The sequence below is a fragment of the Pseudoalteromonas sp. SG43-7 genome, from assembly GCF_014164295.1.
Lineage (GTDB): Bacteria > Pseudomonadota > Gammaproteobacteria > Enterobacterales > Alteromonadaceae > Pseudoalteromonas > Pseudoalteromonas rhizosphaerae.
Map to the genome: position 1 here is coordinate 1 of NZ_JACJEY010000035.1, position 16,112 is coordinate 16,112.

Annotated in this window: 15 protein-coding genes; 6 read left to right on the forward strand and 9 right to left on the reverse strand. The window is 40.6% G+C overall.

The window, feature by feature from the left end:
* Positions 1 to 445: energy transducer TonB (locus H5200_RS15335; protein WP_182761791.1), on the forward strand; the 445-nt coding region annotated here is incomplete at its 5' end.
* A 146-nt stretch (positions 446 to 591) separates the two neighbouring features.
* On the opposite strand, the gene H5200_RS15340 is transcribed toward H5200_RS15335, so the two are convergent.
* Entirely contained in the window at positions 592 to 837 is a 246-nt protein-coding gene (locus H5200_RS15340; protein WP_149982278.1) for a DUF3297 family protein, read from the reverse strand.
* Between the two features lie 79 nt (positions 838 to 916).
* Entirely contained in the window at positions 917 to 1,078 is a 162-nt protein-coding gene (locus H5200_RS15345; protein ID WP_182717542.1) for a hypothetical protein, read from the reverse strand.
* 111 nt (positions 1,079 to 1,189) lie between these two features.
* Here H5200_RS15345 and H5200_RS15350 point away from each other — a divergent pair, with 111 nt between their 5' ends.
* The 5 genes from H5200_RS15350 (at position 1,190) to H5200_RS15370 (ending at position 8,900) form a co-directional block, all read left to right on the forward strand.
* Positions 1,190 to 3,262 carry a TonB-dependent siderophore receptor gene (locus H5200_RS15350; protein WP_182761792.1) on the forward strand — a complete coding sequence of 691 codons (2,073 nt, stop codon included), beginning with the start codon at positions 1,190 to 1,192 and terminating at the stop codon, positions 3,260 to 3,262.
* Positions 3,252 to 4,397 carry a DUF1624 domain-containing protein gene (locus H5200_RS15355; RefSeq protein WP_182761793.1) on the forward strand — a complete coding sequence of 382 codons (1,146 nt, stop codon included), beginning with the start codon at positions 3,252 to 3,254 and terminating at the stop codon, positions 4,395 to 4,397. The genes H5200_RS15350 and H5200_RS15355 overlap by 11 nt, the downstream gene beginning before the upstream one ends.
* Positions 4,398 to 4,796: 399 nt before the next feature.
* A complete protein-coding gene (locus H5200_RS15360) occupies positions 4,797 to 7,070 on the forward strand; it encodes a ferritin-like protein (RefSeq protein ID WP_259399221.1) in 2,274 nt (757 codons plus the stop codon).
* A 13-nt stretch (positions 7,071 to 7,083) separates the two neighbouring features.
* Positions 7,084 to 8,025: a DUF692 domain-containing protein gene (locus tag H5200_RS15365; protein WP_149982274.1), complete on the forward strand. Its 942-nt coding sequence runs from the start codon at positions 7,084 to 7,086 to the stop codon at positions 8,023 to 8,025.
* On the forward strand, positions 8,022 to 8,900 hold the full coding sequence (locus H5200_RS15370) for a DNA-binding domain-containing protein (protein ID WP_149982273.1): 879 nt from the start codon (positions 8,022 to 8,024) through the stop codon (positions 8,898 to 8,900). The genes H5200_RS15365 and H5200_RS15370 overlap by 4 nt, the downstream gene beginning before the upstream one ends.
* 45 nt (positions 8,901 to 8,945) lie before the next feature.
* On the opposite strand, the gene nudB is transcribed toward H5200_RS15370, so the two are convergent.
* The 7 genes from nudB to H5200_RS15405 form a co-directional block, all read right to left on the reverse strand.
* On the reverse strand, positions 8,946 to 9,389 hold the full coding sequence (gene nudB / locus H5200_RS15375) for a dihydroneopterin triphosphate diphosphatase (RefSeq protein ID WP_182717536.1): 444 nt from the start codon (positions 9,387 to 9,389) through the stop codon (positions 8,946 to 8,948).
* A 65-nt stretch (positions 9,390 to 9,454) separates the two neighbouring features.
* A complete protein-coding gene (locus H5200_RS15380) occupies positions 9,455 to 10,183 on the reverse strand; it encodes a sulfite exporter TauE/SafE family protein (protein WP_182717535.1) in 729 nt (242 codons plus the stop codon).
* A 28-nt stretch (positions 10,184 to 10,211) separates the two neighbouring features.
* Positions 10,212 to 10,901 carry a pirin family protein gene (locus H5200_RS15385; RefSeq protein WP_182717534.1) on the reverse strand — a complete coding sequence of 230 codons (690 nt, stop codon included), beginning with the start codon at positions 10,899 to 10,901 and terminating at the stop codon, positions 10,212 to 10,214.
* Positions 10,902 to 11,014: 113 nt separating this feature from the next.
* The gene (locus tag H5200_RS15390; protein ID WP_149982269.1) at positions 11,015 to 11,911 is read right to left on the reverse strand and encodes a LysR family transcriptional regulator; all 897 of its coding nucleotides are present in this window, start codon (positions 11,909 to 11,911) and stop codon (positions 11,015 to 11,017) included.
* The gene (locus tag H5200_RS15395) at positions 11,904 to 13,757 is read right to left on the reverse strand and encodes a monovalent cation:proton antiporter-2 (CPA2) family protein (protein ID WP_145240191.1); all 1,854 of its coding nucleotides are present in this window, start codon (positions 13,755 to 13,757) and stop codon (positions 11,904 to 11,906) included. Before H5200_RS15395 ends, H5200_RS15390 begins: the two co-directional genes overlap by 8 nt.
* Before the next feature lie 52 nt (positions 13,758 to 13,809).
* Entirely contained in the window at positions 13,810 to 14,661 is an 852-nt protein-coding gene (locus tag H5200_RS15400; RefSeq protein ID WP_182761795.1) for a pirin family protein, read from the reverse strand.
* Between the two features lie 446 nt (positions 14,662 to 15,107).
* Positions 15,108 to 15,998, reverse strand: a complete 891-nt coding sequence (locus H5200_RS15405; RefSeq protein WP_145240195.1) for a DUF4097 family beta strand repeat-containing protein — start codon at positions 15,996 to 15,998, stop codon at positions 15,108 to 15,110.
* Between the last annotated feature and the right edge of the window lie 114 nt (positions 15,999 to 16,112).

Sequence of the window (16,112 nt, forward strand, 5' to 3'; positions counted from 1 at the left end):
TAAACCAGAATCTAAGCCCCTAGAGAAACCAGCCCAAGGTGCAGAGGGTGCAAGCTTAGCAATAAATGCAGAGAGCGTTGTCTCTAGTAATAAAAAAGTTGCAACGAATACGCAAAGCTCCCCCCTTAACAAGGGGGCTATTAATGCTAGTTTTGCAAACAAAAAAAACTATGCAACGACCTTATTAACATGGCTAGAAAAGCACAAAGAATACCCAAGAATAGCTAAAAGTAGACGCCAGCAAGGCACTGTAATCGTATACTTTATAGTTGGTCGTGACGGTATGATCGTCACAAGCCGCATAGAGCAAACATCGGGTTACCCAGCACTGGATGATGAAGCCCTCAAAATGTTACAACGCGCACAGCCATTACCCGCCATACCAAATGGTATCGCAGGCAATAATCTTGAGCTTGTTGTACCTGTTGAGTTTTTTATAAGGTAACGGCTTTTAATTGCCAAGGTATCAATGAGTTTAAATAGAGCCGAGTGCAAAAAGGTATTAAAGTAATGTTATAGCGTTATCTAGCGCTAAGTAAAAATCAGTGATGAAAAAGCCGACAAAAGTCGGCTTTTTCAATTATTTAGCGGTTACTTATAAAACGCTTCTACTGTGCCTTTTACTTTCATAAGTAATGGCTGGCCGCGGCGGTCTAGTGCTTTAGGTGCGGCTACTTTGATCCAACCTTCACTGATGCAGTACTCTTCAACGTCAAAACGCTCTTTGCCGTTAAGTGTAATGCCGATTTCATGCTCGAATACTTCTTCTACATAAAATTTGCTACGTGGGTTGATCGAAAGTTGATCTGGTAATTCTGGTTTATTTGTATCAGTCATAATTGTGATCTGCATTGAATATATTGTGTGCCATTGTAGGCAATACAGGCCTTAGGCTCAATATACTGATCAAAATAAATTAACTGCACAGTTGCTTTGATTGCTTAATACAGTGGCTAATTATTTCGTCACGAGTGACATCTTTGTCAAAGTAATAATCAAAGCGCATAGTGAGGTTAGTCGCTTGCTCTTGCTCAGGCCAATGCCATTTACGAACAAGTTGCAGAGTAGCTGACACCATAGCATTTAGGGTTGGTATTATTTTTTATTAAATTGAACGTTATATTGTATCACTGCTTTGCAATTATGTTATATTATATCCAAACAAGACTAGCAATCATTAAAGTGGATCATGAAGTACTCAGCATTAACTCTTGCCTTTGCAGCACTCTCTTTTGGCTCTAATGCCACAGAATCAGATATAGAAACCATCACAATTGCACATAAACAAGCCTTTAGAGGAGATATTCCTGTTAAAGAGCTGCCGCAGTCAATTACCACATTAAGTAAAGAAATGATGGTTGATAATGGCATCACTAAATTCAGGGATGCACTTGATTTTTCTGCCAGTATTTCTCGCAAAAATAATGGTGGGGCATTGTGGGATAGCTACTCTATAAGGGGGCTATCGGGTAATGAAAATATGCCATCAGGCTATTTAATTAATGGCTTTAGTGGTGGGCGAGGTTTTGCGGGCCCACGTGATGTATCTAACATTGAATATATTGAAGTGTTAAAAGGTCCTGGTTCTGCACTCTATGGTCGCTCTGAACCAGGCGGTACAATTAATATCATTACTAAAAAACCACAGTTCTATCAGCAAGGCCAGTTAAAAGCTGAACTTGGCAGTGATGATCATAAACGTGTGCAAGGTGATTACACTAACGGCCTAACTGAAGATATTGCATTTCGAATTAATGGTGCATGGCAAGATAGTGACAGTTTTCGAGATCACGTACATCATGATAAGTTTGTGATCACGCCTTCGGTGTATTACAGCATCAATGATAAATCGTCATTAACGTATGAGTTTGAGTACGTTGACCAGCAGCAAATGTATGACCGAGGTATTGTTGTACTTAACGATAATTTTGACACCGTACCTAGAAGCCGTTTTTTAGGTAACCCTAATGATGCGCCAACTAAAGTGCACTCTCGCGGACACCAACTTAATTATGACTATGACTTTAATCGCGACTGGTCACTCTTATTGGGCGCTAACCATCGTACCGCTACGTTAACAGGTTTTTCGTCTGATGCTGAACTATCTCCTTCAAGACAGACTTTGTCTTTAGATAATCCTATGCTTACGCGTCAACACCGTTATAGAGATTATTACTCTGATGATTTGTCAGTACGCGCAGAATTAAGTGGTCATTTTGATCTTGCTGATATCACTAACCATGTTTTGATTGGTGTTGATGGGTATGACTATGAGCTTCGCACTGGGCTTTATCGTTATCGTGGTGGTAAAGATACGTACACATTAAATATTTATCAGCCAAACTACAGTGAAGGGCAAGGCCCCGATGTTGCGCAACTGTATGAAAACAATGAAAAGCAAAAGGCATACGGTATTTATGTACAAGATCAGTTAGACCTTACCGAGCGTTTTAAATTAATGCTGGGATTGCGGTTTGATGAAATTGAGCAGAATATTTTCGAGACTAAGTCAGGTGTTGCTTCAGATAGCACGATGAATCGACTTAGCCCACGGCTAGGCATGGTATATGAGCTAAATGATGCGATTAACCTTTATACCAGCTATTCCGAAGGGTTTATACCTTTAAGTGGTACTGACGCTCAGGGTAAATCGTTTGGTTTTGAAGAAAGTGATTCCTTTGAAGTGGGTGTGAAGTTCGGCTTTGACAACGTTAGCGGTACCATCGCTTTATTTGATGCTAGCAAAGGCAACATGTTGGTGGCTGACGATAAGGGTTATTCAAAACCTATTGGTAAAGTAACCAGTAAAGGTATTGAGGTTGATCTGACTGGTAGTTTAGGTGAAAACACTCAGTACACACTTTCGTATGCTTACGTAAAGGCTGAAACAGCCAAAGACATGATTAATGTTGATTGGTTAGAGCCTATTCCTAAAGGTAGCCCGTTAGTTAACGTACCAAAAAATAATTTTTCGCTTTCTTTAAATCACAATACCCGTGTACTTGAGCAAGACATTAAATTTGGTGGTCATTATCAATATATTTCAGAGCGACTAGGCGACCCAGTAAACTTATCTTTTAACTTACCAAGTTATCAGCTGGTGGGTTTATTTGCTCAATGGCAGGCGACTGAACGGACAAATGTTTCACTTAATGTTGATAATGTATTTGATGAAAGCTACATAGCCAGTAGCTACAATGCATTATGGGCCTACCCTGGTGCACCAACACAGTTTAAATTGGGTATAACATATGACTTCTGAACAAGTTAAAAACCGTATTCATAGCATCGATATCATGCGTGGCGTGGTTATCTTATTAATGTTACTTGATCATGTGCGAGAGCGTTTTTTCTCGCAAATGTCGGTATTAGACCCAATGGATGTTGACGTTACCTCTCCAGGGCTGTTTTGGAGCCGTTTTGCAGCGCACTTTTGCGCGCCAACCTTTATCTTTTTAACAGGGCTTTCGGCGTGGCTTTATAGCCACCCAAGCTCAGGTAAAGTACGCTCTGCACGTAGTTTTTTAGTTAAGCGGGGGTTGTTTTTAATTGCCCTTGAAGTTACGGTTATTTGCTTTTTGTGGATTTGGTTTATCCCGACTATTTTTCTACAAGTGATATGGGCTATTGGCCTGTGTATGTTGGCTCTGGCATTACTAATTAACTTACCGCAACGACTATTGTTAGCATTGGGTTTATTGATCGTTTTTGGCCATAACTTACTCACACCAATTACCTTCAGTCCTGATGAGTGGGGTTATACCTTATGGACTATTCTGCACGATCGCGGCTTTATCTCTGAAGGTGGTTTAGTTAATGTCAAAATCAGTTACCCAGTATTACCTTGGATTGGGGTTATATTACTTGGTTACTGCGCAGGCCCACTGTACGCACATAATCGAGACAGTGAAGATCGTAAACAGTGGCTGATTGGTTTGGGCTTAGCGTGTATAGCGTTATTTGCTATTTTACGCGGCTTAAATATCTATGGCGAAACGCTACCTTGGCAGCAGTTTTCAACAGCAGTGCAAACGGCTATGTCGATATTTAACGTTACCAAATATCCACCTTCACTGAGCTTTTTATTAATCACTTTAGCGCTGATGTTTTTTGGCTTATGGTTTTTTGAGCGTCCGTTAAATCGCTTTAGTAATGCTTTAAGAGTGTATGGCTCGGTGCCGATGTTCTTTTATATTTTTCATCTTTACGTTTTATTGATTTTATACACAATTTGCAGTGCTATTTTTGGTGCTAATCATGGTGCATATTTTGCCGTAAATGATATTACATGGATTTGGTTAATTACGGTTGTGTTAGCCGTTACTTTATATTGGCCAACTAAGGCATTTAGTCACTATAAGCGCAAAGCAAATAAACCTTGGTTAAAGTATTTATAGTAACAAACAGCGGTTATAGCGCCGGCTATTTATCCACTTGTTATACCTAGCTTTTGGGGCTGGGTATAACAAGGGTATTCAGTATTAAATCTTACTTGCAAATCTACAATGATGCCGATAGAGGTAAATATTCGCAGTAAAATGATTGCTACTAGCGGGTAAACGATATTACTGAGCCGAAACAGCATAATGCTTGTTGGGTGAACGGACGCCACTTTAATGTGCTTATCAACGCGCTTTTTACTGTTTTTGAATAAAGTATTAGTTTTACTTCTGTACCAAATATCTACTTTTGTAATGTATTGTAATACTGCATCGCTGATGAAACCTTCTACACTCATTTGACTTACGCGACAAGTTTCTTGGTCGCATATAACTGTCATCATGGAGCAATTGAAAATGCAGAGTGCACAAAAGGCGGTAAGGATTAACCTCGATCTTGATCTTAAAGTCAGCATCAAACAATACAAAAAAATTAAAGAGCGTCCCGTAAGTTACAAAGACGCTGATATTGCGTGTATAAAAGCCATCGCACAAGCTGCGATTAACGTTGAGTTATTTACCATCCCGTTATATATGACAGGTCTGTATTCAATACAAGGCATGCATGCAATAGGTGGGGATGAAGGCTTGTATCCCGAGCGTTTATGGCCTGGGTTAGGGGCAACAGCAGGCTTTATTCCTAATGAACGAATAGCAAAATTAGATATTACTCCAACGCCAAAACCCAGCAAGCCACTGAGCGTAAATGAACAGGCGTTTAATGCTGTTTATAGTGTGTTTATAGAAGAAATGCTGCATTTACAGTTGGCTTCTAATATCGCCAGTAAACTAAATCTAACTCCTTCATTTACCAGTAATGCACTGCAAACAGAAAAGTTTGGTTGGCATTGTTATGACGATACAACGCAAATCCCGCATATCTTAGATTTTAAAGACTGCAGCCGTGATTTATCAAAACTTAGCCCTAAAGTGAAAGAATACTTTACAACTCACTTTCAGGGTCAAACACTACAAGATATGCGAGTCAATGCAGCGGCATTGACAAAAGAGCAGGCTTTACTGTTTTTATTGATTGAAGAAACCGAGGAAAGTGCAAAAAAATTAATAATCAATAAAGATTTAGATGGCGTTCGCCCTAAATACTTTGAAACAGCTCCTTTTGATTGGTTTAAAGCAACAGATACAGAAGTTGATTTACCTATGTTTGGTTCTATCGGGCATATGTATTGCTGTTATTGGGACTATCTTGAAATTGTGTATGAGGATGGTAGTAGCTTAATTGATATTTTGGTGAATCCAGCTAAACCTGATTCCGTGCAACGTGATTACTTTAATACTCGTGACTCAGCCGAATATAAACCGCAATACCCGGGGATTAATGGTTCAATCAATGAAAGTAATGATCTAGATAAGTTAAAAATTGAAATTGTTAATAATATCAATGCAATAACGGATCAAGGTGAAGGTAAAGGTGTTGTTTCTGAAATCTGCAGCCGCTGGGCGGCAGAGAGTTGGGTAATAACGTATTTGCAGCAACAAACGGTAGCATTGAAAAGCACACCGATTGAGGCAGATGATCATCAGGTCGCTGCTAAGTTTCAACCTAATGCTGATAACCTAAAAGAAGATTACCCAGCGGATAGCGCTGGGCAAAAGCCACTTCCTGTATCTGGTATTGCATGCGCACGTATTACAAATACTAAAAAAGATCATTTTATTACCTTTGCTGATGTACTTGATTTGATTATTCAATATGAATACCAAGAGGGTCAATCTTACAGTGATAACAACGCGGCCCAAGTGTATATGACCTGGCAAACGTGGCATAACTTGTGCGGTAAATTTACAGTAGCAATGCTTAACCCGCAAGGTGGCGATAAGGCTAAGCATAAGCACCCAGATTTACCTGCTGTAGTTGATGTAGAAAAAGCATTGAATAATTTGTTTTCTAGCCCTGAACGTCGTGCACAAACACATCAAATTTTTAGTGAATCAGCGGTTGGCACTTTAAAAGGACTTACCACAGCATTGGATCGCTATTGGGGTGGTAAAACGACTGAGTTTCCAGGTCCTGCAATGGGTGGTTCGGGCGATCGAGTATCTATTTGTTGGGCTACAACAGGGCAGGCTCCAGATCTGGTTGCGGGTATTGCGGATATGTCTAAGGATGTTTTATACCATGCGTGCCAAGGTATGGATTATACAAAAGAAAATTCAAATAATTTACCTCCCGCAACAGTGTTCCACAGCTGTAAAGGTTCGAACAATTGCAAAGCGCAAGGTGGGTGTGGGTTTGTGCATAGCACAACACCGGGAGGAAGCTGTGGTGGTAGCGCCCCTGCTGATGGTCCATTTAGCGCTCCTGCAAATAACAAATGTAATAATTTAGGTGGTTGTGCTGTGCCGATTTCTGCCTCGCAGCTATTCCCAAAAGAGCCATCAGCAAAACCCCAGATGCAATTATTTGAATTTGGTGATGGACCAGACTATGCATCTACGGCTAAACCATATACCGACCCAGAAACAGGTAAAGTTCTAGAGCAAATGCCATTTAAAGAAGGTGATGCGGTTTACAGTATCGCGTGGCAGGCCTATTGTAATGCAAAAGGAGTGCAAACTACGCCGCCACCTGCAGATGATATTCGCTTAGCGCTTCCGCCTTCAACTTAATTGGATTGAATACATGACATCATACATACAGAAGCAGCCTTTTGCTGCTTCTGCTATTGAGCAAATAAACCCGCTAGGCTTTGGTTTGGGGTTGCGCAGTGAGCATTATCCGTACTTAATGCAAAAACCAGTAACAGGGGTTGATTGGTTTGAGATCATTAGTGAAAATTACATCGATAATTATGGCTATGGCCGTCATGTATTAGAACAATTGATGGCTGATTTCCCTATTGTTATGCATGGTGTGTCTATGAATATAGGCAGTAGCTCTGCGCTTGATTTTGACTATTTAGAAAAGTTAAAAGCATTGGCGGATTTTGTAAAACCAGCGTGGATATCAGATCATCTATGTTGGACAGGCTTTGCAGGAGTAAATAGCCACGATTTACTACCTATGCCGCTTACTGAGGAAAGCTTAAAGCATGTTATTAACCGGGTTAATCAGGTACAAGACTTTTTACAGCGGCCATTAGTGCTGGAGAACCCCTCTACTTATTTAGAGTTTCAAAACTCGTCGCTCACGGAGCCGGAGTTTTTTACGCAGCTGGTCGAACAAACACAGTGTGCTATGCTGCTAGACGTTAATAATGTTTATGTGTCGGCGTATAATCACGGTTTTTGCCCAAGGACATATATAAAAAACTTACCGCTTAAAAGTATTGTGCAAATGCATTTGGCGGGGCCAACACTCAGCGGGCATTGTTTGATAGATACCCATGATAAACCAGTTCCTGAACCTGTATGGGAATTGTATCAACTCGCGCAATCTTTATGTGGGCCTGTCTCGACTTTACTGGAATGGGATGCAAATATTCCTGCGTTTCCTGAATTAGTCGCTGAGTTAAACAAAGCTAAAACTGTATTAGCGGGTCAAATTCCTCATGCTCCAGTACAAAATAACCACCAACAAGGTTGTATTTCTACACCGCTGGTTTTAGCTAAAGAGAAATTATGAGTGAACATTCATTGAGGCAAGTGCAGCATTGGTTGCAAACAGTATTAATTGTTCGTGGTGATTTGGATGATAAACTCTTACAGGCATATGCGCATGATGGCGTTATGCTTGATACGCTAATTAAAAGTACAGATAAAATTTCAGCCCAGCAGCGAGTAGATATTTACGCTGCAGGTTATGTGCTAAGGCTTGTGGATTGTTTACGTTGTGAGTTTTCATTGTTGGCGCAGTATATGGGAGATACGTTATTTTCCACATTTGCTAAAGCATTTATTGTGACGGTGCCTTCTAAAAGTTGGAGTCTATATTATTTAGGTGAGCAATTCGCCGAATTTTTAGCACAAACTAAACCACAAGGTATAATCGATGTTGCTCAACAAACTATGGTCGATTTACCTGCTCAAATAGCCTTATTTGAACGCACCAAGTCTGAGGTGTTAGTAGCCCAAGGTCTTGAAAAAAATGTAACGGCAACCGAGCTTTCTATCGAACAGCAAATGCTCACGTGTTTAGTAAATAATACTGATATTCAAGCGGCGCCTTGTTTGCGAGTAATAACATTAGATTACCCTATTTTAGAGCTCATTTCACAAATTGAAGCCTGCATAGCAAAATTAGAAGTAATGCCTGATGAGTTGATTTTACCTATTCAGCAACCATGTTACCTTGCTTTAACACGTATACATTATAGATTTAGAGTCTGGTCTTTAGCTCATTGGCAGTATTTGCTACTCGGTTTTTGTATACAAGGAAGTAGCTTTAATATGGCGATTAAGCAAACAGCATTACAGCTAGAGGTTTCTAGCGATGAGTTAACCTCAGACGCAATGATGTGGTTGCCACAAGCAATCAATATGGGCTTGTTGTTTCAATAAGTGCTACAAGTAAGCAGTTAACCTAATTGATAACAATTAAATAAACTATAACGCCAAGATTTCATCGCGATTACTTGGCGACCAGGCTTTGTCAGCCGCTTGTTGTTGCGTTAGCCAAATAAAATCAGTGTGCTCATTCGGATCTAAAGTAATGGCGATATCATCGGGTACGCAAATACTAAAAACATACTCAGTATTAATTAACGCATTGGCTTGATAGCGGTGTCGCCATGACTCTCTAATGGTATATTGATTGGTTTTTTGGTGATCACGTATTGTTAAACCCAGTGCGCGGGCATCTATCCCTGTTTCTTCTAATAGCTCACGGTAAGCTGTCACAATAGGCGTTTCGCCTTCATCAATCCCGCCGGTGACTGATTGCCAAAAGTTAGCATCATCGGTACGTTGGATCAGTAAACAGTCTTTATTTTTTTTATAAATAACAACCAGTACAGAGAAGGGTTTACGAAGTGGTTGGTTATTTAACAAAATAGAGCCTTAAATAGCGTTTGTTGAATCAGTTTACCTAACTACGAAATGTTTAACTAGCCAGATCACATCACTAACAACCAAATACCCAGCAACAAGAGTAGTACATTCATTATTTTCAGAAACTGTGAAGTATTGAGTTTGCCCTGCAACCAGATCCCTAAACGATTACCACAAAAAGCAATCGGCAAGCTGGCAAGTGCAATTAATGCCCACTTTATTTCGATTAAACCCAGACTAATAAAGCCAATAAGCTTGACGGCATTCATCATCGCAAAAATAATCGCCACAGTTGCGACAAATCGTTTCGGTGGTAACTTAATGGTACTGAAATACATTATTAAAGGTGGGCCGCCAGCATGTACTAAGGTACTTACAATACCGGCTAAACCGCCCATAGAGAAGGCACCTAAACGGCTATTTAAGGCATTCAAAGTAAACTTGCTAAAGGCTAAACTGCGAATAGCAAACACTATACATAAAATAGCAATCGCTGTTTTTATAAACGCCGCATCTAACCAGCCAATTAACGCATGTGCAATAACTACGCCTACCAATAAACCCGGTAGTAAGCGTTTAAGTTGCTGTATATCCCATTGTTGCCAGTAACTTTTTAAACTAAAGACATCGGCAACAATAAGTACCGGTAGCATCAAACCGATTGCGGCAACGGGGGGCATCACTAGCATTAGTAAAGGGACACTAAACACTCCAAGCGCTCCTGCAAAGCCTGATTTTGACACGCCGGTGAGCAATACGACAAATGCGATGATAGAGAGGGTTGTTACTGTCATTGGTTTTTCTACTTACTGATTATTTACTTTATGCTGGTAGATCAAACCACAGCGCTTCTAAGCTGCTGGTGGCTGTTAATATTACCCGTTCATTGCGATTTAGTGCAAAGGCATCGCCGTTACTAAAATTTTGCTTGTTTGCGTCTATATGCCCGCAGATAATATGCAAATAACCTTTTCTATCCGCTGTTTGCAATGTATGCGATTGACCCGCATCAAGTTTTAAACGATAGATACTAGCATCTTGGTTGATGCTCACGCTGCCGTGTTCGCCATTTGGTGTAACAAGTGGTGTAAGCTGAGTTGTTTGCGGAATACTTTTTTGCTCATAGCTAGGGGCTATACCACGCAATTTGGGTTGTATCCAAATTTGTAAAAAGTGCGCTGTTGCTGAATTTGAAGCATTATATTCGCTGTGCATAATGCCACTACCGGCACTCATCCGTTGCACGTCACCAGCAGGAACAATGTATTCATTACCAGTGCTGTCTTGGTGTTTTAATGCGCCTGAAATGACATAGGAAATTATTTCCATATCTCGGTGTCCGTGAGTGCCAAAGCCTTGGCCTGCAAGTACTTTATCTTCGTTGATCACTCTAAGTACTGACACCCCCATGTGTTTTAGATCATGGTAATGGCCAAATGAAAAACTATGCTGACTTTGTAACCAACCAAGATCAACTTGGCCGCGCTCGCTGGCTTTGCGTATGTAGTGCATAACTTAACTCCTGATTAAACGCTAATTTGAATAGCAGTATAAGTTTTATAAGGAAGATTAAAATCGCTTTTAAAAGGACTATTTGTTCTAATTAATAGAATGAAAGCCCTTGATTAGCAATCAAGATCAGCCTGCATTACTTGATATCGTAACTCGCCAATGAATGTGCGCGCTGCCGGGCCAAGGCGATCACCGTCTTTAAATAGTAAATGTAGCATGGCACTGCGCTTACTATTGTGGCTAAGATTAAGGGGCTTGAGCCGATTTTGTGCTAACTGATTGGTAATCGCTGTGCTAGGTAGCCAAGCAAAGCCTAAGCCGTTGCTGATCATATCAATGGAAGTCCGCATATGGCTTACTGTCCAGCGCTGGTCGGCACCTAACCAGCCACCGTCTTGTTTATTGTGTAAGGCTGAATCGCGTACCACAATTTGTCGGTGCGATTTTAAATCTTCAAGGGTGATAGGTCGGGTGATGCTATGTAACGCATGATCTGGGTGCGCAACAGCAGTAAACTCGATATTGCACAACTCTTCACTAAACCCGGCTTTGCCAGTGAATCCCGATATTGCAATATCGGCACTGGTGTTCTCTAGTAATTCATTCGCGCCAGTCAGTACTGATTCGTATAATTCAATACGTAATAATGGATACATTGCCGAGGTATTGTTGAGTACTTTATAAAGCAGTGCTTGCGGAAAAACTTCATCAACAGCAATACGTAATTTGCTTTCAATCCCCTCACTGAGAGTCTGCCCAATTGCTTCTATTTTGGCGGCTTCATCGAGTAGGTAATTAGCGCGGCGCATCATCATCTCACCAGCTTCGGTGATCACGGTTTTACGTCCTTCAATAGTAAATAACTTAACACCTAAAGCGGTCTCAATTTTACCAACAGCATTGTGAATACTTGATTGGCTTTTATAAATTTTTAGTGATGCTTGATTAAAACCGCCATGTTCAACCACAGCCCTAAACATACGCCATTGCTCTAAAGTTATTTTAAGCATCTTTATGGTTGTCCTCGCAGTCACCTTGGTCACAGGTATTGAGTGATTCTCTGGCACGTTTATCTTGATTGAGTACTTGTTTTAGATCTTCAGTACGTTGGCGTACAGCTACACCATAACTGTGATCATCGCCCCACAGTTTTGCTAGTTGCAGTACTGAGGCACGATCGTGCTCTCTAAATAAGTGTCCTGCGCGCTGCGAGTCTTCTTTTGAATTTCCTAATAGTTCTAGGGTTTCAACGGCAAGGTTGATGGCAGAGTCAACGGTTTCTCGGTTAAACGCATCAACGTGCAAATTAAGTAATTGGTAAGCATGGCGACGATCTTTAGCGCGCGCCACAATCTTTAAGTGCGGAAAGTGTTTGCGGACAAGTTTAACTATTTCGAGAGTTTTGTCGGCATTATCAATAGCAATAACCAGTAATTGTGCGGTATCAGCTCCAGCGGCTTCGAGTAGTTCTTTACGTGCTGCATCACCATAATGCACCGTATTACCAAAGCGGCGCAGCAGATCAATTTGGCTAGGACTGTGATCAAGGACACTAATATCATACCCTTGGGTGCTCAGTAAGCGCCCCATAATTTGTCCAAAACGGCCGTACCCAGCAATGATTACGTGTTTGGCTGGGCTTATCTGCTCTGGTTTATCAAACTCAGGTTTTGTTGTTGTGTTGCTACGTTTTTGTAATGTGTCGTAAAGCATTAATAGTAAAGGGGCTATTAACATTGAGATGGCCACGACTAAGGTGGTTAAGTTGCTTTGTTCTGGGGTTAAAATTTGCAATGTATTAGTCATCGTCAGGAGCACAAAAGCAAACTCACCACCTTGTGCTAAGGCTAAAGTGAATAACAGTTGCTGGGTATGATGAATTTTAAAAGTTCGTGCTAAGGCATACAAAACAGCGGCCTTTACAACAATTAAAGCGGCAACCAATGTAACCACTAAAGTAAATTGATTAAATAACAATGCAAAGTCGATAGAGGCACCGACAGCGACAAAAAACAATCCTAATAACAGTCCTTTAAAGGGTTCTATATCGGCCTCTAACTCATGACGAAATTCACTTTCTGCCAGTACCACACCAGCTAAAAAAGTCCCTAACGCTGGAGATAAGCCAACATTTTGCATAATCAGCGCAATCGCTACCACTAAAAATAACGCAAATACAGTGAATATTTCCCGCATTCTGGTTTCAGCAATGTACCTAAATAGCGGCGCAGAAATATACTTACCAGCTAAAATAATTGCCGCGATCACTGTTACTGAGGCGGTTACTTGCCCCCAAACTGGCCAATCAGCAGTTAGCGAATTATGCGTGCTGGTGGCATTTAACATTGGCTCAAACGCCAATAATGGTAGTAATGCTAAAATAGGAATAACGGCAATATCTTGAAATAGCAGTACCGAAAACGCATTTTGGCCGGCTTCATTTTTCAGCCAACCTTTTTCTTCCAGGCTTTGTAGCACAATTGCTGTTGAAGAAAGCGCGAGCATTAAACCAATTGCTAGTGCTGTTTGCCAATGCATGGCCATAAACCAATAACAAATTGCAAAAATTACCGCGGCTGTTAGGGTTACTTGCAAACCCCCAAGCCCTAAAATAGAGTGGCGTAACTTCCAAAGCCTTGCTGGTTGTAGTTCAAGGCCGACTAAAAACAGCATCATTACTACACCAAATTCAGCAAAGTGCATAACAGACGTTTGATCGCCCACTAACCCCAGCAAATACGGGCCAATTAAAATACCTGCCAGCAAATAGCCGAGTACGGAGCCTAACCCAAGGCGTTTTGCGATAGGCACCGCAACAATGGCTGCGGCTAAATAAATTAATGCGATCTCTAACATAGTTGTCCTTTGCTAATACTGGCTAACTTATTATGCCTTAAAATACTGTTTACTATAGCGGAATAAATTCTTTATCGTCACCAGAGATTTTTGGGAAACGTTGAGTTTGCCAGTCTTGTTTTGCCTGCTCTAAGCGTTCTTTGCTATAAGCAACAAAGTTCCAATGCAAGTATGGGACTTTTTCAAATTTATCGCCACCGAGCAAAATAAAGCGTGCATCACTGGCAAAGTGAATATCAGTATCGAGGTTATCAAGTAGGATAAAATCACCTGCTTGATAATCCTGTTGACCCACGGTAACGCTTCCATAAATAACATATAACGCGGTTTCTTGCTGTGGGTTAGGCGACTTAATTTGACTATTGGCGCTGCCAACCACATCAATATAAAACATGGGGGAGTAGGTTTTAACTGGGGAGCTTAATCCGTAAGCTTCACCAACAATTAAGCGCATCATGATACCTTCATGAATTATGTGTGGTAGTTGCTGTTTTTTTATATGGGTGAATGAAGGCTCAATCTCAGTCATATTTTCTGGTAGCGCAATCCAGCATTGTAAGCCGTCAATATGATGCGGGTTAGCGCGCACTTCAAAGCTTTCTCGTTCTGAGTGAACAATGCCTTTACCTGCCGTCATCCAGTTCACATCGCCTGGGTGGATTTCTAAATTATTACCTAGCGAGTCGCGATGTAAAATGCTGCCGCGAAATAAATAAGTGAGTGTTGATAAGCCTATGTGCGGGTGAGGGCGAACATTGATCCCTTGGCCAACAGGAAAATCGTTTGGTCCCATGTGATCAAAAAAGATAAATGGTCCCACCATTTTTTTATCAAAATTAGGCAGTACGCGCTTTACGTTTAAGCCACCAATATCATGTTCAGTTGGGTTGAGTATTTTAGCCATGTTTTGCTCCTTAAAGGTGACCAAGCAGAGTCACGTTGATTCGATTAATTGAATACATAAGTTATAGCCCTAACAATAGATGATCACTTAATTTCGAGTGTCACTATTGATGCTTGATTAATAATATACTCAGGTTAAAAGAACGAAAATTAGTAAAAATAGGCATTAACATTCTTTTTTAAAGAATTTTAATGGTGTGTTGTATGGCACTAAAAGGAGCTTTATGCGTAGTAAACAGTGCTTACTATTACTTGTTGATGTTTTTAATGCAAAATACCGCAGGTAGGGAAACTAGCGACGACACATTTACGCTCATCAAGCATTGCGATAAGACGCTGAGGGTATTTGCGATTAGCAAAACATAGCAGTTGTTGTGATCACACGACCGACAACACAAAATTAGACAGTAAAAAACGGCCAATTACTTGGCCGTTTTACATCAAGAGTTAGTTAAGTTTTACTGGGCCGTTGATATTATCGATGCTCAAATCACCAGAGCCAGCGTCAATGATGGTGAGACCTTTACTGTCGTTAACACGAATACTGCCTGAGCCATCCTCAATGGTGACTAGGCCATTTACATGTTCAACATAAATATCACCCGATTCATCTTCAATGGTGATGTAACTGCCTAGAGTTTTGGCATTGATGCTGCCAGAGTTATCGTCAATATCTACGCTGCCAGTGATATTAGTAAGGGTTATATCACCCGAATCATCTTCAATAGTCATATTGCCAGCAACGTTACGTGCAGTAATACTGCCAGAGTCATCACTGATCTCTACATTACCAGTAATATTTTGCAGATCGATATCCCCTGAATCATCGTCAATTGTGACGTGATGACCTTGATCAATACGAATGCTCCCTGAGTCGTCATCTATAATGATATTACCTAGTACACCAGCAATATCTATATCGCCAGAGTCATCGTCAATCTCAAGGTTAAATGAGCTTGGCACAGTAATAACTAAATCAATACTGGGTGAATTACCTTGATATACCACTATTCCTGATGAACTATAATTTTTTGCTATAAGTACGGCTTTATCGCCTTTTTGTTCCAGAGTAAGTATGTAAGGGTCATCACTTTTTGCTGTATAAATAGTGGCATCTACGCTGATGTTAGTTGCTGTGGTTGAGCCGATCACTTTAAGTGAACCCGCCTCAGCATTAATACTTAGTTGCTGTAATTGTGACGCTGATATTGAGCGTTGCTGCTGTTGTTGTATATTGGCTGACGAGGTTGAAACATGCACAATACAGCCACTGAGAAACAATAGGCTAGTGGCAATAGGAAGGGCTTTGGCTAGCAAAGAAAGAGGTTTGTTGATCATTATTTATTTTCTCATTGTTAATTATATTTTACGATTTGCTAATTTATAGCAAAAACAAAGCCAAAATTTAATGATTTGTTTTTATTGGTTTTTATTTTTATTATCAGATAAGTA